At 65.1% G+C, this 19,967-nt stretch carries 18 protein-coding genes; 10 read left to right on the top strand and 8 right to left on the bottom strand.

All coding sequences use genetic code 11. The annotated features are described in order from the left end of the window. Positions 1–31: 31 nt before the first annotated feature. Both FJ543_RS16820 and FJ543_RS16815 read left to right on the top strand, forming a co-directional pair. Positions 32–2,215 carry a malate synthase G gene (locus FJ543_RS16820; RefSeq protein ID WP_140876021.1) on the top strand — a complete coding sequence of 728 codons (2,184 nt, stop codon included), beginning with the start codon at positions 32–34 and terminating at the stop codon, positions 2,213–2,215. Positions 2,216–2,392: 177 nt separating this feature from the next. Next, on the top strand, positions 2,393–3,013 hold the full coding sequence (locus tag FJ543_RS16815; protein WP_140876019.1) for a class I SAM-dependent methyltransferase: 621 nt from the start codon (positions 2,393–2,395) through the stop codon (positions 3,011–3,013). A 25-nt stretch (positions 3,014–3,038) separates the two neighbouring features. Here FJ543_RS16815 and FJ543_RS16810 read toward each other — a convergent pair whose 3' ends face one another. The 3 genes from FJ543_RS16810 to gshB form a co-directional block, all read right to left on the bottom strand. Beyond that, positions 3,039–4,571, bottom strand: coding sequence for a YifB family Mg chelatase-like AAA ATPase (locus FJ543_RS16810; RefSeq protein WP_140876017.1), 1,533 nt, complete (start codon positions 4,569–4,571; stop codon positions 3,039–3,041). A 140-nt stretch (positions 4,572–4,711) separates the two neighbouring features. After that, the gene (locus FJ543_RS16805; RefSeq protein WP_224622804.1) at positions 4,712–5,299 is read right to left on the bottom strand and encodes a class I SAM-dependent methyltransferase; all 588 of its coding nucleotides are present in this window, start codon (positions 5,297–5,299) and stop codon (positions 4,712–4,714) included. A 120-nt stretch (positions 5,300–5,419) separates the two neighbouring features. After that, positions 5,420–6,361, bottom strand: coding sequence for a glutathione synthase (gshB, locus tag FJ543_RS16800; RefSeq protein WP_015314678.1), 942 nt, complete (start codon positions 6,359–6,361; stop codon positions 5,420–5,422). Positions 6,362–6,580: 219 nt separating this feature from the next. On the opposite strand from gshB, the gene FJ543_RS16795 reads away from it, so the two are divergent. The 8 genes from FJ543_RS16795 (at position 6,581) to FJ543_RS16760 (ending at position 16,215) form a co-directional block, all read left to right on the top strand. After that, positions 6,581–7,816, top strand: a complete 1,236-nt coding sequence (locus FJ543_RS16795; protein WP_140876015.1) for a glycosyltransferase family 2 protein — start codon at positions 6,581–6,583, stop codon at positions 7,814–7,816. After that, positions 7,813–10,044 (top strand): GtrA family protein, encoded by a 2,232-nt coding sequence (locus tag FJ543_RS16790; RefSeq protein WP_140876014.1) that lies wholly within the window; start codon positions 7,813–7,815, stop codon positions 10,042–10,044. Before FJ543_RS16795 ends, FJ543_RS16790 begins: the two co-directional genes overlap by 4 nt. Positions 10,045–10,252: 208 nt before the next feature. Then, positions 10,253–11,602, top strand: coding sequence for an EAL domain-containing protein (locus tag FJ543_RS16785; protein ID WP_015314675.1), 1,350 nt, complete (start codon positions 10,253–10,255; stop codon positions 11,600–11,602). 169 nt (positions 11,603–11,771) lie between these two features. Beyond that, positions 11,772–12,539, top strand: a complete 768-nt coding sequence (locus FJ543_RS16780) for an SDR family oxidoreductase (RefSeq protein ID WP_015314674.1) — start codon at positions 11,772–11,774, stop codon at positions 12,537–12,539. Beyond that, entirely contained in the window at positions 12,536–13,495 is a 960-nt protein-coding gene (locus tag FJ543_RS16775; RefSeq protein WP_140876012.1) for a 2-dehydro-3-deoxygalactonokinase, read from the top strand. The genes FJ543_RS16780 and FJ543_RS16775 overlap by 4 nt, the downstream gene beginning before the upstream one ends. After that, entirely contained in the window at positions 13,492–14,130 is a 639-nt protein-coding gene (locus FJ543_RS16770; RefSeq protein ID WP_140876010.1) for a 2-dehydro-3-deoxy-6-phosphogalactonate aldolase, read from the top strand. The genes FJ543_RS16775 and FJ543_RS16770 overlap by 4 nt, the downstream gene beginning before the upstream one ends. Next, positions 14,130–15,011 carry an SMP-30/gluconolactonase/LRE family protein gene (locus tag FJ543_RS16765; RefSeq protein ID WP_140824624.1) on the top strand — a complete coding sequence of 294 codons (882 nt, stop codon included), beginning with the start codon at positions 14,130–14,132 and terminating at the stop codon, positions 15,009–15,011. The genes FJ543_RS16770 and FJ543_RS16765 overlap by 1 nt, the downstream gene beginning before the upstream one ends. Positions 15,012–15,150: 139 nt before the next feature. Continuing rightward, the gene (locus FJ543_RS16760; RefSeq protein WP_140876008.1) at positions 15,151–16,215 is read left to right on the top strand and encodes a D-alanine:D-lactate ligase-like protein; all 1,065 of its coding nucleotides are present in this window, start codon (positions 15,151–15,153) and stop codon (positions 16,213–16,215) included. Here the strand turns inward: FJ543_RS16760 and FJ543_RS16755 are convergent. The 5 genes from FJ543_RS16755 to dnaJ all read right to left on the bottom strand — a co-directional run bounded on the left by FJ543_RS16755 (position 16,212) and on the right by dnaJ (position 19,809). Further along, positions 16,212–16,499 (bottom strand): DUF1330 domain-containing protein, encoded by a 288-nt coding sequence (locus FJ543_RS16755; RefSeq protein WP_140876006.1) that lies wholly within the window; start codon positions 16,497–16,499, stop codon positions 16,212–16,214. The genes FJ543_RS16760 and FJ543_RS16755 overlap by 4 nt on opposite strands. A 16-nt stretch (positions 16,500–16,515) precedes the next feature. Then, complete coding sequence (gene pyrF / locus FJ543_RS16750) at positions 16,516–17,199, bottom strand: orotidine-5'-phosphate decarboxylase (protein WP_181174000.1); 684 nt, start codon at positions 17,197–17,199, stop codon at positions 16,516–16,518. 26 nt (positions 17,200–17,225) lie between these two features. After that, positions 17,226–17,822 carry an NADPH-dependent FMN reductase gene (locus FJ543_RS16745; protein ID WP_140876004.1) on the bottom strand — a complete coding sequence of 199 codons (597 nt, stop codon included), beginning with the start codon at positions 17,820–17,822 and terminating at the stop codon, positions 17,226–17,228. Between the two features lie 149 nt (positions 17,823–17,971). Then, positions 17,972–18,577, bottom strand: a complete 606-nt coding sequence (gene pmtA, locus FJ543_RS16740) for a phospholipid N-methyltransferase PmtA (protein WP_140619794.1) — start codon at positions 18,575–18,577, stop codon at positions 17,972–17,974. 104 nt (positions 18,578–18,681) lie between these two features. After that, positions 18,682–19,809 (bottom strand): molecular chaperone DnaJ, encoded by a 1,128-nt coding sequence (gene dnaJ / locus FJ543_RS16735; RefSeq protein WP_140876002.1) that lies wholly within the window; start codon positions 19,807–19,809, stop codon positions 18,682–18,684. Positions 19,810–19,967: the final 158 nt, after the last annotated feature.

Here is a 19,967-nt window from a genome sequence, read left to right as displayed (position 1 = left end):
GCCCGCAAAGCCTTTCATCTGGAGTAGCCTGATGACCGATCGCATCGAGATCGCCGGATTGCGCATTGCCCGCGAGCTGCATGACTTCGTCGTCGACCAAGCTTTGCCCGGCCTCGACATCGAAGCGGCGCGTTTCTGGGACGGGTTCTCGGTCATCGTCCATGATCTGGCGCCCAGGAACCGGGCGCTGCTGGCAAAACGCGATGCCATGCAGGAAAAGCTCGATGGCTGGTATCGCGACAATGGCGCGCCCATCGACATGAACGCTTACAAGGCGGTCCTGAAGGAGATCGGTTATCTCGTGCCGGAAGGGCCGGCCTTCAGCGTCTCGACCGACAATGTCGACCCGGAAATCGCGGTCGTGGCCGGACCGCAGCTGGTGGTGCCGGTGATGAATGCGCGCTATGCGCTCAACGCCGCCAATGCACGCTGGGGCTCGCTCTATGACGCGCTCTATGGCACGGACGCCATCCCCGAAACGGGTGGCGCTGAGAAGGGCAAGGGCTTCAACCCGGCACGCGGCGCCAAGGTCATCGCCTGGGCCAAGGACTTTCTCGACCAGTCGGTGCCGCTCACCTCCGGGAAATGGGCAGGGGTCAACGGCCTCTCGATCGCCAACGGCGCCCTGAAGCTCAGCGCCGGCGCCGGCTCGACGACGCTGGCCGATCCCAGGCAATTCGTCGGCTATCGCGGCGACGCCGCCAATCCGCAAGCCGTGCTCCTGGTGAAAAACGGGCTGCATGTCGAGATCGTCATCGACCGCGACAACCAGATCGGCCGCACCGATCCGGCTGGCATTGCCGACGTCATCCTGGAATCGGCGCTGACCACCATCCAGGACTGCGAGGATTCGGTCGCGGCCGTGGATGCCGAGGACAAGGTCGTGGTCTACCGCAATTGGCTCGGCCTGATGAAGGGCGACCTCGCCGAAGAAATCAGCAAGGGCGGCAAGAGTTTCGTCCGCATGCTCAACCCCGACCGCGCCTACATCGCCCCTGCCGGCGGCACGGTGACAGTGCCTGGCCGCTCGTTGATGCTGGTGCGCAATGTCGGCCACCTGATGACCAATCCGGCAATCCTGGACCGCGACGGCAACGAGGTGCCGGAAGGCATCATGGACGCGGCGATGACGGCCCTGATCGCGCTGCACGATGTCGGGCCGAAGGGACGGCGGATGAACTCCCGCGCCGGCTCGATGTATGTCGTGAAACCCAAGATGCATGGCCCGGAGGAAGTTGCCTTCGCCGTCGAGATGTTCGACCGTGTCGAAGCCCTGCTCGGCATGGCCCGGAACACCATCAAGATGGGCATCATGGACGAGGAGCGGCGCACCACAATCAACCTCAAGGAGGCGATCCGCGCCGCGAGGGAGCGCGTGGTGTTCATCAACACCGGCTTCCTCGACCGCACCGGCGACGAGATCCACACCTCGATGGAAGCCGGCCCGATGATCCGCAAGGGTGACATGAAGCAGGCCGCCTGGATTTCCGCCTATGAGGCCTGGAACGTCGACACGGGCTTGGAATGCGGGCTCGCCGGCCACGCCCAGATCGGCAAGGGCATGTGGGCGATGCCCGACTTGATGGCCGCGATGCTGGCCGAGAAGATCGCCCACCCCAAGGCCGGCGCCAACACCGCCTGGGTGCCATCGCCAACGGCGGCGACGCTGCACGCCACGCACTATCACAAGGTCGATGTCCATGCGGTCCAGGCGGCGCTGAAGAGCCGGCCCAAGGCCAAGCTCGACGACATATTGTCCGTGCCGGTGGCCGTGCGGCCGAACTGGACGCCCGACGAGATCCAGCGCGAACTCGACAACAATGCCCAAGGCATTCTGGGCTATGTCGTGCGCTGGATCGACCAGGGCGTCGGCTGCTCCAAGGTTCCCGACATCAACGATGTCGGCCTGATGGAAGACCGCGCCACGCTGCGCATTTCCTCGCAGCACATCGCCAACTGGCTGCGCCACAAGGTCTGCTCGGAAATCCAGGTAATGGATTCCTTGCGGCGCATGGCGGCAATTGTCGATCTGCAAAATGTCGGCGACCCGCTCTACCGGCCGATGGCCGCCGACTTCGACGCTTCCATCGCCTTCCAGGCCGCCTGCGACCTGGTGTTCAAGGGAACAAGCCAGCCCAACGGCTACACCGAGCCTGTGCTGCACAAGCGCAGGCTGGAGTTGAAGGCCCGTCAAGGTAGGGCGATGCCACGTTGAAAGGGTTTGGAGCGCCGACTGGATGTCGCCGGTCCGCGTAGTCGGCCATCGAGCGGCGAAGACGGCGGCGTCAGCCCCAGCGGCAATGTCGTGCCGAAGGCGGCAGGCTCTTATGGCTGGATACGGTTCCTTTGCTTTTTTCAGTTAGTGCTGGCTGGAAGGCTCGGGAGCATTGGCATGGCCAACACGATGGCGATCGAAAAGAAACTGTTGAATTCCGTCCATGACCGGGCGGTTTTCCAGCGCCGCGTGCGCATCCTGTCCGACCGGCTGGCCGACGAACTGGGCCCGGCCGGCACCGTTCTCGATCTCGGCTGCGGCGACGGCTCCATCGCCAAGGCGATCATGGAAAAAAAGCCGGGGCTGACGTTTCGCGGCATCGACGTGCTGATCAGGCCGCAAACCCATATCCCGGTAGAACTGTTCGATGGCAGCACCATTCCCGCCGCGAATGGCTCCTATGACTGGGTGACGATTGTCGATGTGCTGCATCATGCCGACGACCCGGGTCATCTCGTGCGCGAGGCGGCCCGCGTGGCGCGCAAGGGCGTTGTCATCAAGGATCACCTGCGCGAAGGCTTCGCGGCCTACCAGACGCTTCGTTTCATGGATTGGGTGGGCAACAAGGGGCACAATGTGCGCCTGCCTTACAACTATCTCTCGAAGGCCGAGTGGGACGCCATTTTTGCCGCCGCGGGCATCACACCCCGCACCTGGCGTGAGAAGCTGTCGCTCTATCCGTTCCCGGCCAGCGTGTTGTTCGACCGTCGCCTGCATTTCATCGGGACCTTGCGATAGGTAACGGGAGCTGCGCGGAACGCGGCTACGCCGCCTGCGCCATGCGCTCCGAACTCATGCGATAGGAAATCGCTTCGGCCAGATGGATGCGGCCGACACATTCGCTGGCGTCGAGGTCGGCGAGCGTGCGCGCCACTTTGAGCACCCGGTGGTAGGCCCGCGCCGAAAAGGCGAGTTTTTCGCTGGCATCCTTGAGCAGCGACAGGCCTGCGGCGTCGGGCATGGCGATCGTCTCGATGACGGCTGGAGAACAATGCGCGTTGGTGGTGGCGCTGTTGACGCCGAGCCGCTCGAAACGCTCGCGCTGGATGGTGCGGGCACGCGCCACCCGCAATGCCACATCGGCGCTCTTCTCCGCCCGGTCGGGCCGGATCAGGTCGCTGGCCGAGACCGCCGGCACTTCGATCCTGAGATCGATGCGGTCGAGCAGCGGACCTGAAATACGCGCCTGGTAATCGGTGCGGCAACGGTCGCCGCGCAGGCAGCGATAACCCGGTTCGCCGGCCATGCCGCAGCGGCACGGGTTCATTGCCGCCACCAGCTGGATGCGGGCCGGATAGGTGACGCGATGGTTGGCCCGTGCGATCATGCAGTCGCCGGTTTCAAGCGGCTGGCGCAGCGCATCGAGCGTCTGCGGCGTGAATTCGGGGAACTCGTCGAGGAACAGCACGCCGTGATGGGCGAGCGAGACCTCGCCTGGCCGCGCGCGCAGGCCGCCGCCCACCATCGCCGCCATCGAGGCCGAATGGTGCGGGGCGCGGAATGGCCGCCGGTCGGTCAGCTTGCCTTCGCCGAGCTCGCCGGCCACCGAGGCGATCATCGAGACTTCGAGCAGTTCCTTCGGCGCCAGTGGCGGCAGGATCGACGGCAGGCGCTGCGCCAGCATCGATTTGCCTGAGCCTGGCGGACCGATCATGAGCAGATTGTGTCCGCCGGCGGCCGCCACTTCCAGCGCCCGCTTCGCCGTCTCCTGGCCCTTGATGTCGGCAAGGTCGGGCAGGTCGCGCGCCGCCGCGCGGATGCCGGCCTCCGGGCGCGACAGCACCTGCGTGCCGCGGAAATGATTGGCGATCGCAATCAGGCTGCGGGGCGCGAGAATGTCGAATTCCCGCCCCGCCCAGGCCGCTTCCGGCCCGCAAGCGAAGGGACAGATCAGCCCTTTGCCTTCGGCATTGGCGCCGATCGCCGCCGGCAAGGCACCGGCAACGGCGGTGATCGTACCGTCGAGCGACAGCTCGCCCAGCACGACATAGCCAGCCAGCATGTCGCCCGGAATGGCGCCAAGGGCTGCCATCAAGCCGAGCGCGATCGGCAGATCGTAGTGGCTGCCTTCCTTCGGCAGATCGGCGGGCGCCAGATTGACGGTCACCTTCTTCGACGGCATCGACAGGCCCGACGCATGCAATGCCGCCTGCACCCGCTCGCGGCTTTCCGCCACCGCCTTGTCTGGCAGGCCGACGATATGCATGTTGACCTTGCCGGGCGCGATCATCACCTGCACGTCGACCGGCACTGCCTCGATGCCCTGGAAAGCGACCGTACGAACCCGCGCCACCATTGTCTGCCCCCGATGCCGGCTCGCCCTTGCCCTGTGAACAGGCCGCGAGCGACGTCAACGCAAGACAACCACAGATTTCAGCCCAAGGCAAGAACATTACAGGAACAAAGTGGGGTGAGCGCAGGAAGGCGCGCACCCGATCATGACGGCCTCATCGCCAGGAAGGTGTCCCAGCCCTGCTCATTCCTACCGATGCGGAAGCTGTGGCTGAGAAGCTCCATGCCGGTAGCCTCGATGCGCGCCGCGAAGGCATCCCTGCGCCAGTCGACGGTATGGTACTTACCGCCCGTTTCGCCGTCGCCGTCACGCATCGAGGCGACGAAGGCCCCGCCCGGCCGCAATGAACGCGCGATCTTCTGCAGAACCTGGTCAATCTGGTCGCGCGGCACATGGATCAGCACGGCGAGCGCCACCACCGCGTCGTAGGGACCGCCAAGTTCGTCGGTGATCACGTCGAGGAGTTCGCCTGCCTTGCCGCGCGCGGCCTGCAGTTCGAGAAAGCGTCGTGTGGCGTCGGTCCGCCGGACCGCGACGCCAAGGCCCTCCAGGAAGTCCGCGTCGCGGCCCGGGCCGGATCCGATTTCCAGGATGCGGCCGCCCGCTCCGGCGATCGCCGCGGCGCGCTCGAGCGCGGCCTTGTCGTTCGGGTGAGGGACATGCCCGACAATATCGTCATAACGGACCGCGTAGTCCTCATACGACGCGATCGTCCGGCGGCTTTGCGCCAAGGGTTTCGCCGGTACCTTGATCAAATCGGGAACATTGGCGCAACCGGTAGCCGCACAGGTTGCGCGCCGGTTGTGCCCGGCTGCAAAAGCGGAACATGGTTAACACAAACTGAAAACAAATTATGTCCGCTTCCCCTCCACCGCGTCCCAGAACAGGCTGGCGATGTCGGCGCCGCCGAAGCGCTTGACCTCGCGCACGCCGGTCGGCGAGGTGACGTTGATCTCGGTCATGTAGTCGCCGATGACGTCGATGCCGACCAGGATGAAGCCGCGCTCTTTCAGCGACGGCCCGATGCGGGCACAGATTTCGCGCTCGCGTGTCGTCAACTCGGTCTTCTCGGCGCGGCCGCCGACATGCATGTTGGAGCGGGAGTCGTGCTCGGCCGGCACCCGGTTGATGGCGCCGACCGGCTCGCCGTCGATCAGAATGATGCGTTTGTCGCCCTTGCGCACATCCTTCAGGTAACGCTGCACGATATAGGGCTCGCGAAACATCTGGCCGAACATTTCGAGCAGCGAGGCGAGATTGCGGTCGGCTTCAAGCATGTGGAAGATGCCGGCGCCGCCATTGCCGTAGAGCGGCTTGACGATGATGTCGCCGAATTCCTTGCGGAAGGCGGCGACTTCGAGCGGATCCTTGGTGATCAGCGTGTCCGGCATCAGGTCCGGGAACTCGGTGACGAAAATCTTTTCCGGGCTGTTGCGCACCCAGGCCGGGTCGTTGACGACCAGCGTCTTTGGATGGATGCGCTCGAGGATGTGGGTCGTGGTGATGTAGTTCATGTCGAAGGGCGGGTCCTGGCGCAGCAGGACGACGTCCATTTCGGACAAGTCGGTGCGCACCTTTTCGCCCAGCGAATAGTGGCTGCCCTTTTCGTCGCGCACCGTCATCTCCTCGACGCGGGCAAACACCTTGCCGTCGCGCATCGACAGCCGGTCGGGCGTGTAGTGGAACAGCTGGTGACCGCGCCGCTGCGCCTCCAGCGACAGGGCGAACGAGGTGTCGCCGGCGATCGACACGGTGGAGACATGGTCCATCTGGACGGCGATTTTCAACTTCATGGCAGGTCCCCAGCATAGTCGACGCAAGCGATATAAGCGTCGCGGCGCGTTCTGCCAATCGCGACCTTTTGAACATTGGGATCAGCAAGGCGCGCCTGTCGGTTGCAGACAAGACGAGGACTGACATCATCGCTTTCTTAAGCCTTGCCGTGCGACGGTAGGCTCCGAATGCAGCCGGCCGACCTGACGCAGCGCCGGGCACCCGATGGAACGACGATCATGAACGCGCTCACTGCCGTCCGCGCAGCCCCGACCCAGCAGCTCGAACTCACCATCCTGATGCCGTGCCTCAACGAGGCCGAGACGCTCGCCGTCTGCATCGGCAAGGCCAAGGCCTTTCTCGACCAATCCGGCATAGCGGGCGAGGTGCTGATATCAGACAATGGCAGCACCGACGGCTCGCGGGAGATCGCCGCGCAGGGCGGTGCTCGTATCGTCCCGGTCGCGCAGAAGGGCTACGGCGCGGCGCTTCTGGGCGGCATCGCCGCCGCCAGGGGCCGCTTCATCATCATGGGCGACGCCGATGACAGCTACGATTTCGCTGCGCTCGATGCTTTCGTGACCCGGCTGCGCGGCGGCGCCGACCTGGTCATGGGCAACCGCTTCCAGGGCGGCATAGAGGCTGGCGCCATGCCGCCTCTGCATCGCTATCTCGGCAATCCGGTGCTGAGCTTCGTCGGCCGCCTGTTCTTCCGCATCAAGACCGGCGACTTCCACTGCGGCCTGCGCGGCTTCAACGCCGACAGCATCAGGAAGCTCGACCTGCAGACCACCGGCATGGAATTCGCCAGCGAAATGGTGGTGCGCAGCGCGCTTGCCGGGCTGCGCATCGAGGAAGTGCCGACCACGCTCAAGCCCGACGGCCGCAGCCGGCCGCCGCATCTCAGGACCTGGCGCGACGGCTGGCGGCACCTCAAATTCCTGCTGGTCTACAATCCGCGCTGGATGTTCTTCATTCCAGGCGCTGTGCTTTCCGGCCTCGGCACGCTGTTCGCGGCGCTGCTGGTGTTCGGCCCCTTGCGGGTGGTCGACAATCTTTCGCTCGATCTCAACACCTTCGTCGCCGCCTGTTTCATGATCGTCACCGGCATCCAGCTCATCACCTTCGGTGCCATTTCGCGATACTATGCCGAAATCACCGGCATCCTGCCGCCAAGCCGCGGGTCGGACTGGCTGACCAGGACCATCAGCACCGACCGTCTCGCCGCCAATGCCGGCATCTGCTTTGCCGCCGGCTTCCTGTTCTTCCTCTATGCCGTGATGCGCTGGGCCCATCTCGGCTTCGGTCCGCTGAACGATTCCGAAATTCCGCGCATCGTCGTGCTGGGCTTGAGCCTGATCGTCATTTCGTTCCAGGTCTTCTTTTCGGCATTCCTGCTCGGTGTCCTGGAGATCCCTGTCAAGCGGCTGAAGGCCGGGCTGTCGCGGGAAGCGACGGCACGCGATCAGCAATGACCGACGTGCTGCCGGCGCTTGTCCAGGCGCGCCCGTTCCGCTTCATGGTGGTGGGCATCGGTGCGGCGGGATCGTTTTTCGCGCTCTCGTGGCTGCTGGTTTCGCTGGGCGTTCCGCCGTTCGCCGGCAGTGCCGTCGCTTATGCGACGGCGTTCGTCGTTGCCTATCGAGCGCAGCGGGGCTGGACGTTCGGTGCGGAACACGATCACAAGGTCGCGTTCCCGCGCTATCTTGCCCTGCAAGCCGGATGCGCCGCTTTTGCCTGCCTCGTCTCGCAGGTGGCGGTGACGCGTTTCGGCCTGTCGCCCGTCGCGATGTCGGCGCTGACGACGGTAGTGACAAGCACCATCAGTTATCTGGTTTCGAGGCTTTGGGTGTTTCCGGCGCGCGGCCACGGCTATCCCGGCAAAATGACCGCTGGCCATGCCGCGATGCCTTCCAAGGACACCGCCCGTCCCTCCTGGCGGGCGGACATGCTGGCGGCGCTGCTCGCGGCCCTGGTGCCGCTCACGGTCTATGCCGTGACCGGATTTCTGCAACTGGCCAACCCGGCGGGCGACAATGACAGCCTGCTGCAACTGGTCGAGGTCCGCGATCTTCTGGCCGGCCAGGGCTGGTTCGACCTGCACCAGTACAGGATGGGACTGGACGGCGGCTTCGTCATGCATTGGTCGCGGCTGCTCGACGCGCCGCTGGCCCTTGGCGTCCTTGCCGTATCGGCCCTGACGGGCAACGTCGCCCTGGCTGAACAGATCGTGCAGGTGGCCTGGCCTGCCCTGCTGTTCTGGCTGGCGGTCTTCTTCCTCATCCGCGCCGCGCGCGCTTTCGCCGGCGGCCACGCTGTCCTGCCCGCCGCCGTCGTCGGTGGCGCCGCGCTCTACTACCTCGGCATTTTCTCCCCAGGTTCGCTGGATCATCACAATGTGCAGCTGACGCTGATCCTGGCGAGCCTTGCCTTGCTGCTCGAGGCTCCCTTGCTGCGGCCGGCCGCCTTGCTTTCGGGCATCTGCGCCACGCTGAGCGTGGCCATCGGCATGGAAAGCGCTCCCTACGCCGGAACCCTTGGCGCCGCTGTCGCGCTGCTGTTCCTTGGCAATGGTGCTCGGGAAAGGCTGACCGCGAGGGACTTTGGCCTGGGCGCCGCCGCTGTTTCGGCTCTCGTCTTCGTCGCCACCGTCCCGGCATCCGCATGGACCCAGGCACAGTGCGACACATTTTCGATTGTGCAGTTCGCCGTCGCCGGACTTGCCGGCGCGGGGCTGGCGGCCATCGCCTCGTGGAAGGCCGCCAGTGCCACCGTCGCCGGCCGCCTGGCCTCGCTCGGCCTGCTTGGGCTAGCCCTTGCGGCTGTGGTTGTATTCCTATTCCCGCAATGCCTGGCCTCGCCCTATGCCAACCTCGATCCGCGCCTGAAGGAGATGTGGCTCAGCCATATCGACGAGGCGCAGCCGCTGTTCCAGATCGTCACCAATGATCCGGCCAGAGCGGTGGCACGGTTTGCCACGCCGTTGGTGGCCATCATCCTGATGGCGCTCCGCGTCGGCCATGGCTGGCGTCGGCAGGACAGCCTTGTCGGCTCGCTGCTGGTTATGGCGTTCCTGGTCAGCGCCTGGGAAGTTCGCGGCTCGACCTTCTCCATCGCCTTCGCGGTGATCCCGCTTGCGGCATGGATCGCCTGCTGGCGGCAGCGTGCGCAAACCAGTCCGTCCAACAGCGCCGCACTCAGGATGGCCGCGGCCTGGCTGATATCGGTAAATGCAATCTGGGCAGGCGCTGCCGGGGCGGCGTCGAGTGCTTTCCAAACCGACGCGGCTGCCACCGGTGCCAATGCCGCAGACACGGCTTGCCTCGGCAAGGCATCGTTCGCGGCGCTCAGCCGGATGCCGGCCACAACCGTGCTTTCGCTCTCGAATCTTGGCTCGCCGATACTGGCCTTTACTGGTCACCGCGTGCTGGCCGGACTCTACCACCGCAACGTCGCCGGAAATCTGGTCGCGCTTGATGCCTTGCTGGGCTCGGATGCCGATGCCAGAACCGTTGTCGAAAGGCATCATGTCGGCCTTGTCGCACTCTGCCGTGGCAATGCGGAAAGCCGCCTGCTCATGGCCAGGGCACCGGACGGTTTCCTGGCCAGGTTGATGAGCGGGGACGTGCCGGTCTGGCTGGAGCCGGTGGCGGAGACCAAGGGAAGACCCTTGGAACTGTATCGCGTCAAGCCAAACGGCTGAAAATCCAAGCGCTTGACGGATCTTGTAGCCGGCTTCACGAAGCTATCCGGCTTACGGTTTGGGCACCGCTCGCGGCGAAAGCCGGACCCCTTTTCGGGATCATGCTCCGGCCACAAAAATCGGTCCGTGGGATACGTTTCCTAAAGGGTTTGCTGCCAGTCTGGAAAATAAATTCCGACGACAAAAGCAGGGACGAACAGGGACACCGATGCAAACTCCGTTTGGCACCGGTCAGGCAAACAGGGAAAGCACGGATCTGGCGTTCACCGATCCGTTGACCGGGCTTGGCAATCATCGCCGCTTCTTCGACAAGGTCGACCGCCTGATCAGCGACCGTTCCGACGATCCCGCACCCTTCACCGTCGGCATTCTCGACCTCGATGGTTTCAAGCCGATCAACGACCTGTTCGGCCACAAGGCCGGCGACGACATCCTGATCCAGGTGGCGATGCGGCTGCGCGCCTCGATGGACGGCCATTCGACGGTCTGCCGCATCGGCGCCGACGAATTCGCCTTCCTCTACCCGCTGGTGTTCTCGGAGGAGGCGGCGGCGGAAAAATCCCGCATGCTGATCGAGATCCTGTCGGCGCCCTACGATGTCGGCGAACGCACCGCCAGGCTCTCGGCCTCGGTCGGCTGCTCATTGTTCTATTCCGGCGACGAGACCACCGAGATCCTCATCAACAAGGCCGAAACGGCGCTCTACCATGCCAAGCGTTCCGGCCGCGGCCGCGTCGTCGTCTACACCCGCGAGATGGAGGAGGCCGCCAAGCGCGTCACCCGCATCGAGCAGGCGCTGCGCCGCGCCGTCTCGGCCGGCGAGGTGGAGCCGCATTTCCAGCCGATCGTCGATCTCACCACGCGCCGCACCATCGGCTTCGAGACTCTGGCGCGCTGGACAGACCGCGACCTCGGCGCGGTGCCGCCGACCGTCTTCATCCCCATCGCCGAGGAGCGCGGCATCATCGGCCCGTTGTCGCAGCTCGTGCTGCGCAAGGCCACCGAGGCCGCCAGGAGCTGGCCGAAAGACCTGTTCCTGTCCTTCAACCTGTCGCCCTCGCAGCTCGTCGACCAGAACACCGGCCTGCACATACTGGCGATCCTTGACCGCACCGGCTTCGATCCGCGCCGGCTGGAGATCGAGATCACCGAAACCGGCCTGATGAACGACCCGGCTTCGGCGGCGCAGATCGTCGAGGATCTGCGCCGCGTCGGCATCCGTGTCTCGCTCGACGATTTCGGCACCGGCCAGTCCTCGCTCGGCCGCCTGCGCGAATTCCATTTCGACAAGCTCAAGATCGACCGCGCCTTCGTCTCCTCCATTCTCGACGACCGGCCGTCCGAACACATCATCCGCGCCATCCTCGCCATGTGCGAAGGGCTTGGCATGGACGTGGTCGCCGAAGGCATCGAAGAGGAGGCGCAGGCCGATCGCCTGGTCCAGTTCGGTTGCGCCGGCGGGCAGGGCTATCTGTTCGGCAAGCCGGCCGATGCCGACGCGACATTGGGCTACCTCCGTGATTCCTTCCGTGGCGCCTTGCGCGCCAAGGCAATCTGAGCGGCAGGTTTCGGCCCTGCCCGCGATGCGGCGATGCCGCCTGGCGGGGTCGAGCGCGGGCGCGATCGCCTTTTTGTCAGACATAAGCCCCGAAATCGGTCTTTTCGCCCTTGCCCGCCGGACGTGTCTGGCTAGGATGCGCGCCGGTTGACCCGGGAGACGAAAAATCATGATGCCATCGGCGCGTTTTGCCGACCTCGAAGGCGCTTCGGTGCTGATCACCGGCGGCGGCTCCGGCATCGGCGCGGCATTGACCGAAGGGTTCATGCGCCAGGGCGCCAAGGTCGCCTTCATCGACATCGCCGACAAGCCCAGCATCGCACTCGCCGACCGTATCGAGGAAGAGCTCGGCCGTCGGCCGCTCTATCTCAGGACCGATCTGCGCGATATCGAAGCACTGCGGGCGTCCGCCGCGAAGGCGGCCGAAGCGCATGGCGACGTCACCGTGCTGGTCAACAACGCCGCCTGGGACGAACGCCACGCCGTCGAAGACGTGACGGTGGAGTTCTGGGACAACAACCAGGCGATCAACCTGCGGCCGCATTTCTTCACCGCGCAGGCGGTGGCGCCGGGCATGAAGCGCGCCGGCGGCGGCTCAATCATCAATTTCACCTCGACGTCCTATCTGATCAATCATCCTGACCTGCCGGCCTACACCGCCGCCAAGGCCGGCATCCTCGGCCTCACCAAGGGGTTGGCCGGCAAGCTCGGGCCCGACCGCATCCGCGTCAATGCCATCGCGCCCGGCTGGGTGATCACCGAGCGGCAGAAGCAGCTCTGGGTCACTGAACAGGCGCTTGCCGCCCATGTCGCCAAGCAGTGCATCAGGGACGTCATGCGGCCGGACGACATGGTCGGCACGGTGCTGTTCCTGGCCTCGGATGCCTCGCGCATGCTGACCGCGCAGATGCTGATCGTCGATGGAGGTTTCCTGTGAGCCCGGGGTTTGCCAGCAGCGTGCCGGCAGTCGCGGCGCTCGATTGGGGCACGACCCGGCTTCGGGCCTGGCTGATCGACGGCGGCGGCAAGGTGCTTGCCGAGCGGCGCGGCGACGATGGCCTGATCACCGCGCGCGAAAAGGGCTTCGCCAACGTTCTGGAGGGCCATCTGGCAGCGATGGGCGCGCCGGAGGAATTGCCAGTCATCATCTGCGGCATGGCCGGCTCCCGCCAGGGCTGGCTGGAGGCGTCCTATGTCGGCGTTCCGTCGCCGCTCGGTGCCATTCTCGGCGGCGCCGCTAGGGTGCCCGGGCAGAAGCGCGACATCCGAATCATTCCCGGCCTTGCCCAGCGCCTGGCCGACGCGCCCGATGTCATGCGCGGCGAGGAGACGCAGCTTGCCGGCGCCGGCCTGCCCGCCAGGGGCCGCGAACTGGTCTGCATGCCCGGCACGCATTCGAAATGGGTGCTGGTGGAGGACGGCGCCGTCGCCGGCTTCGGCACCTGGCCGACGGGCGAGCTGTTTTCCGTGCTTGCCGCGCACTCGATCCTGCGCCATTCGCTGGGTGAACATCCAAGCCCGGTTGCTCCAGACAATCCGTTCTTCCGCCGCTGGTGCGAAACAGCGCTAGGCGATGGCGGCGATGTCACCTCTCGGCTGTTTGCCATCCGCGCCGCCGGCCTGCTCCAGGACCTCGAGGCCGATGATGCCGCCGCCTGCCTGTCCGGCCTGCTGATCGGCGGCGAGATCGCGTCTGCCCGGCGCCGGCATGGCGCCGGCGCGACATCGGTCGTGCTGGTTGCCTCGGGCGCGCTGGCCGGGCTCTACCAGGCCGCCCTTGGCCTCGGCGGGCTTGGTGTGCGGACAGTCGACGCGGACGAGGCTGTACGCGCCGGTCTCATCGAGGCCGCGCGGGAGAATGGCATGATTACCAGAAGTGGAGCCGCCATATGACCGAGACAGCACCCTTTCCAAAACTTAAGCGCGGCCTGGTCGCCATCCTGCGCGGTCTCAAGGCAAGCGAGGCGATCGCCATCGGCCAGGCATTGTTCGATGCCGGCATCGAGGCTATCGAGGTGCCGCTCAATTCGCCCCAGCCGTTTTCGTCGATCGCCAGGCTTGTTCAAGTGCTGCCGAAGACAGCTTTGGTCGGCGCCGGCACGGTGCTGACGGCGGCCGACGTCGACAGTCTTCACGCGGCCGGCGGGCGACTGCTGGTCAGCCCTAACATCGATGCCGAGGTGATGGGCCGCGCCGGGCATTACGGCATGGTCACCATGCCCGGCGTGTTCACCCCCACCGAGGCTTTCCAGGCGATCCGGCTCGGCGCCTCGGCGCTGAAATTCTTCCCCGCCAGCGTGCTCGGCGCATCGGGCATTTCCGCGATCCGGGCGGTGCTGCCGGCGCAGACGCTGGTCGGCGCGGTCGGTGGCGTTTCGGAGAAGGACTTTGCCGGCTACAAGGCTGTTGGCGTCACGGTCTTCGGGCTTGGCTCCAGCCTGTTCAAGCCAGGCATGAGCGTCGACGATGTGGCGGCGCGCGCCCACGCAGCCGTCGCTGCCTGGGACGCGGTATTCGGAGAAGGATGATGAGTGAACCGATCGTTTCCGTCTTTTCCGATCATGTCTGCCAGCTCGGCGAAGGGCCAAGTTACGATCCCGGCACGGATGCGCTGTTCTGGTTCGACATCGTCAACAGCCAGCTCCTGGAAAAGCCCTTGGCCGGCGGTGCGCTGAAAATCCACGAGCTTGGCCAGATGGCAAGCGCGATCGCCATCATCGATGACAAGCGACAGCTGATCGCCACCGAAACCGGGCTTTTTGTCCGCGACGTCGCCACCGGCGGAATGACGCTGCACACCGCCATCGAGGCCGACAACCCGGTCACCCGATCCAACGATTCCCGCGTCCATCCCTGCGGTGCCTTGTGGGTCGGTACCATGGGCAAGGGCGAGGAGAAGGGCGCGGGCTCGATCTACTGGTTTTTCAAAGGCGAACTGCGCCGCCTGTTTTCGGATATCACCGTCTCGAACTCGATCTGCTTTTCATCAGACGGCGCGCTTGCTTACTACACCGACACCTCGACCGGATTGCTGATGCGCGTTGCCTGCGATCCGGCGACCGGCCTGCCCGTCGGCGAGCCGAAGATCTTCGTCGATCACCGCTCGGCCAAGGGCTATATCGACGGTTCGGTGCTCGACCGCGACGGCATCCTGTGGAACGCCGTCTGGGGTGGCAGCGTCATCGAGGCCTATGGGCCGGACGGCGAGCTCGTCCGCACGGTCGCCATGCCGGTGACGCAGCCATCCTGCCCGGCCTTCGTCGGCAGGAATGCCGATCGGCTGGCCGTGACCTCGGCCTGGTCGGGCAAGAACGAAAAGCAGCGTCTGCTCGACCTGCAGGGCGGCATGACCTTCCTGCTCGACATTCCTGTCAATGGCCGCCTGGAACCGCGCGTGCTGATCGCCTGACATTGCCGGACGCGGACCCGGGCTACGGTCGCAATCCTGGCGCTGTCACACAGGCGCCCGGGGCGCGTCGATTTCGCGAAAGCCGATTGTGCGAGCCGTGCGATGGTAGGTCATCGCACCGTCGGGAACCCGCCACATCATGCCAATGCACAAGCCGAAACTGATCCTTGTCCACGAGCCCGAAAAGGCTTGTTTCGACCGCTTGCTCGCCGGTGGTCATGCATCGCGGCGTGCCGCCGAAATCTCGTCCTATCTGGCGCAGTCGACCGATCTCGCTCTCGAATTCGTTGCGCTGGCCGCCGCCTGCGAGGCGCGCGGCCTGTCCTTTGCGCCGGTGGTGCTCGACGATGCCGCCAAGGTGCTCGACGGTGAGGACCCACGGACCGCGCTGGTCTGGACGCTGACCGACGGCGTCGCCTATTTCCGTGGCGGCGCGGCACCCGCTTTGGCAAGACTCGGCGGTTTCAACACCATCGGCGCCGACGATTCGCTGTTCGCGCTCTGCCAGGACAAGTTCCGCTCCGGCGCCGTGCTTGGCGCGCTCGGCCTGCCGGTGCCGCAGGCCGGTCTCGCGCGGGATGGCGAATGGCTGGTCGAGGCGCCGGCCTCCGCCGCCGGCTGGTTCGTCAAGCCCAACCGCCTCGGCGCCAAGATCGGCATCTGGCCGGATTCGCGCGTAACCGATCTCGCTCACGCGCTGGAGCTTAGCCGGCGTGTTTTCGCCTGTTATCGCGACGATGTCGTCGTCCAGCCCTATGTCGCCGGCCGCAACGTCCGCGCCAGCTTCCTTGGGCTGATGCCGGATACCGGGGTCGAAGCGCTCGGCGTCGCCTTTGTCGAGTCGGGAGGTGATTTCCAGACCATGGAAGACAGTTTGGCGCTCTATGGCGAGACCGGCGAGGCGGCGAAGGCTGCCGGGCAATACGCCGAACCCGAACTCGCTGCGGTCGCGGACAGCCAGCCGGTGGCCGATGCGAGGATCAGGGGGATCGCCGAACGGCTCATCACCGGGCTCGGCCTGCGCGATGTGTTTTCCATCGATCTCAGGGTGGAGGCCGACGACACGGCTCACCTCATCGAGTTCGAGGTCTGTCCTGGCCTGCCTTGCTTCGATTTTCGCGACTATTGCCGCCGGCAATGGGGGCTGAGCCTTGCCGACGCCATGGCCGAGACGGCAGCCACTCGGCTTTCCGCGCGGATCTAAATCCCTTCGACAAGCACGATCTCGCCGTCGGCGACCTTCTGGCGGATGGCCACCGCGCGCTGATATTCCGGCGAGTGGTAGCAGTCATGCGCGATCGCAAGCGATTCGAATTCGATGATCACGTTGCGGGCGCGGCCAGCCCCTTCGGCCAGCTCATGGGCTCCGCCGCGCGCCAGGAATTTCGCGCCAAAACGGTCGAAGGCGAGCTTCGAAGCGGCGATATACGCCTTGTAGCCTTCGGCATCGTACACATCGACGCGGGCGATCCAGTATCCCTTCGGCATTGTTCTCTCCCTTATTCTACGCGGAGCGCATTTCGTCGAGGATCGCCTGCGCTGCCGCGCGGCGGTCGTTTGCCGCGACGATCGGGCGGCCCACCACAAGATGGCTGGCGCCGTTGCGGACCGCTTGCGCCGGCGTCACCACGCGTTTCTGGTCGCCATGGTCGCTGCCGGGCGGCCGGATGCCCGGCGTCACCACCGCCATGTCAGGGCCGACGATGCGGCGCACCGCTTCGGCTTCCGCGGCCGAGCAGACGATGCCGCCCATGCCGGCATGGAGCGCCTGTTCGGACCGCCGCAGCACCAGCGTGTGCGGGTCATATTCATAGCCAACGTCGATCATGTCCTGCTCGTCCATCGAGGTCAGCACGCTGACGGCGAGCAGGCAAAGCTCGCTGCCGCGCGCCGCCTCCACCGCCGCCTGCATCGCCTTGGGATAGGCGTGGATGGTCAGCATGGTCATGCCCATCCTGACGATGTTCTCGACGCCCTTGGCCACTGTGTGGTCGATGTCGAGCAGCTTCATGTCGAGGAAGATTTTCGTTCCGCCGCTGGCCAGCTCCCTGGCAAAGTCGAGCCCGCCGGCAAAAGCCAGCTGATAGCCGATCTTGTAAAGGGAGACGACGCCGTCGAGCTCGCGCACCGCTCGCTCGGCCTCCTTCACGGTCGGCACGTCGAGGCCGACGATCAATCGCTCCTGCATGGAATGAGGCTGCAGGGGTGCGGCGGTCACGCCTCGACCCTGGTCGACAGCATGCGCGAGGTTTCGATCAGCGTGCGGCATAGGTGCTCCATCGATTTGTGCAGTCTTTCGTCACGGAAATGGCCGTCCACGTCGAAGGCGTCGCCACCCTCCGGCACCGAGCATTCCGGTGTCACCACTTCCATCTGGCAGCGCACCAGCACGGCACGCAGATGGTTGATGCAGCGGATGCCGGCGAAGTGCCCGTTGGAGGACGAGCAGAGGCCGGCGACCTTGCCGGCAAGCGGCCTGACCGACCGGCCGCCATCCCGTCGCACCCGGCTCACCCAGTCGATCGTGTTCTTGAGCAGCGGCGGGATCGAACCGTTATATTCCGGCGTCGCGATCAGCAGCCCGTCATGGGCTGATATCAGCCGCGCCAGCCTCTGGGCGTTTTCCGGAACGCCGTTTTCCTTTTCCAGGTCCTCGTCGAGGATCGGCAAGGGGTAATCGGCAAGCGAAATACGGGTCACCTCGGCACCTTGCACCGCAAGTTCCTTCTGCGCCACGTCGGCGGTCCTGCCGCTATAGGCGCCGCCGCGCACCGAGCCGGCGAAGACGAGGATTTTCGGGATCACTGCCATTGGCCACCCTTGTTCTGGGACACGTACAGCCAAGGTTCGATCAAATCAACGGCTGGATGGGGGAAAGGCAGTAGGGCAGTAGGGCAGTAGGGCAGTAGAAACGTTTCCCTGGCCGATCTTTTCCCCCTACTCCCTTACTGCCTTCTCTTCTAATGCGCCTCGCGCCGGTAGATCCACAGCTGCGTCGGCGGGATGTTGCGGAAGATGAAGTCGAAATGCTTCACCGTGTAGTCGCCGCGGCCGGCCGGGATCGGCGACATCGGACCATAGGTCAGCTGCACGATCGGCCGTCCGACCGGAATGCGGTCGAGCAGGCTCTCGATATAGGCGATGCGCTGGGCGACCGGGAAATTGAGCAGCGGCACGCCGGAAACGACGCTGTCGAAGATCATCCCGCTCCTCTCGCCAAGCGTGGCGTTGAGGTTGAAGGCATCGCCCTCGATGACGTTGACGCCGGGGTAGAGCTGGCGCAGGTGGCGCACGAAATCGGTGGAATATTCGATCGCGTAGAGGTTTTCGGGCCGCACGCCCTGGGCGAGGATGGCGCGGGTGATGACACCGGTGCCGGGGCCGACCTCGAGCACCGGCAGGCCGGACTTGGGATTGACGATCGAGGCCATCTTGCGCGCGGTGATCGAGCTGGTCGGAACGATCGAGCCGACCGTCTTCGGCTTGTCGATCCAGCCCTTGAAGAATTTGAGTTCATCGTCGAACTTCTCGGCAAACGCCTTCCGCAGTCCGTGACCACGTGCCATGCAAGCTCTCCTCAGCGCGCCCCTTGAAACTACTTAACATCTGGATGACGCAAGGCAAGGCGCGGCCTTGCCAATGGCGTGGATAAGATAGTTTTCGTCGCGTCTCAACGCTCGCCGAAAGACTCGAAAAAGTCCTTCATGCGGGCGAAAAAGCCGCTCGATTGGGGCGAATTGTCCTGCGAGGAAAGCTGTTCGAACTCTTCCAGCAATTCGCGCTGGCGGCGCGACAGGTTCTGCGGCGTCTCGACCGCGGTCTGGATGTAGAGGTCGCCGACATTGGGCTGGCGCAGCACCGGCATGCCCTTGCCCTTGAGCCTGAACTGGCGTCCGTTCTGCGTACCTTCGGTCACCTTCACCTTGGTCTGCGTGCCGTCGAGCGTCGTCACCTCGAAGGAGCCGCCAAGGGCAGCAGTGGTCATCGAGATCGGCACCTTGCAATAAAGATCGGCGCCGTCGCGCTGGAAGAATTCGTGCGGCTTGACCGCCAGAAAGATATAGAGGTCGCCCGATGGCCCGCCGCGCAGCCCGGCCTCACCCTCATTGGCCAAGCGGATGCGGGTACCGTCCTCGATGCCGGCCGGGATGTTGACCGACAGCGAACGCTCCTCGGTGACACGGCCCTGGCCGGCGCATTTCGGGCAGGGATCCTTGATTGTCTGGCCACGGCCCTGGCATTGCGGGCAGGTCCGCTCGATCGAGAAAAACCCTTGCGTGGCGCGCACCTTGCCGTGGCCGTTGCACATCGAGCAGGTGACCGGCTGGGTGCCCGGCTTGGCGCCGCTGCCAGAGCATTCGGTGCAGGAGATCGAAGCCGGCACGCGGATTTGCGCGGTCTTTCCCGCGAAGGCTTCCTCCAGCGAAATTTCCATGTTGTAGCGCAGGTCGGCGCCGCGCTCGCGGCCACCGGAAGAGCGGCGCTGGCGGCCGCCCATCATGTCGCCGAAAATGTCCTCGAAGATGTCGGCGAAGCCGCCGGCGCCAAAGCCCTGCGCGCCATTCATCCCACCCTGCTCGAAGGCGGCGTGGCCGAAACGGTCATAGACCGCGCGCTTCTGCGGGTCCTTCAGCGTCTCGTAGGCTTCGTTGATTTCCTTGAACTTGTGCTCGCAGGAATGATCGCCGGGGTTGCGGTCGGGATGGAATTGCATGGCCAGCTTGCGAAAAGCGCTCTTGAGCTCCTTCTCGTCGGCGCCCTTCTGCACGCCCAGCGTTTCGTAGAAATCAGCTTTCATTTTTTCCCGCAGTCCGGATATTCAACGTCTTGATGCAATGTTGCGTCGGTTGCCGGCACGTTGTTTCGATTTAGGAGCGGTGCTGCCCGTATGCTAGGGCCGGCGCGAACTTGTCCGTGGTTTTCAGTGGTTTTTTCGGCGGTGCTCGCACTTTTTTC

The organism is Mesorhizobium sp. B2-5-7, assembly GCF_006440875.1.
GTDB classification, from domain to species: Bacteria; Pseudomonadota; Alphaproteobacteria; order Rhizobiales; family Rhizobiaceae; genus Mesorhizobium; species Mesorhizobium australicum.
This window is presented reverse-complemented; position numbering and strand designations above follow the sequence as displayed.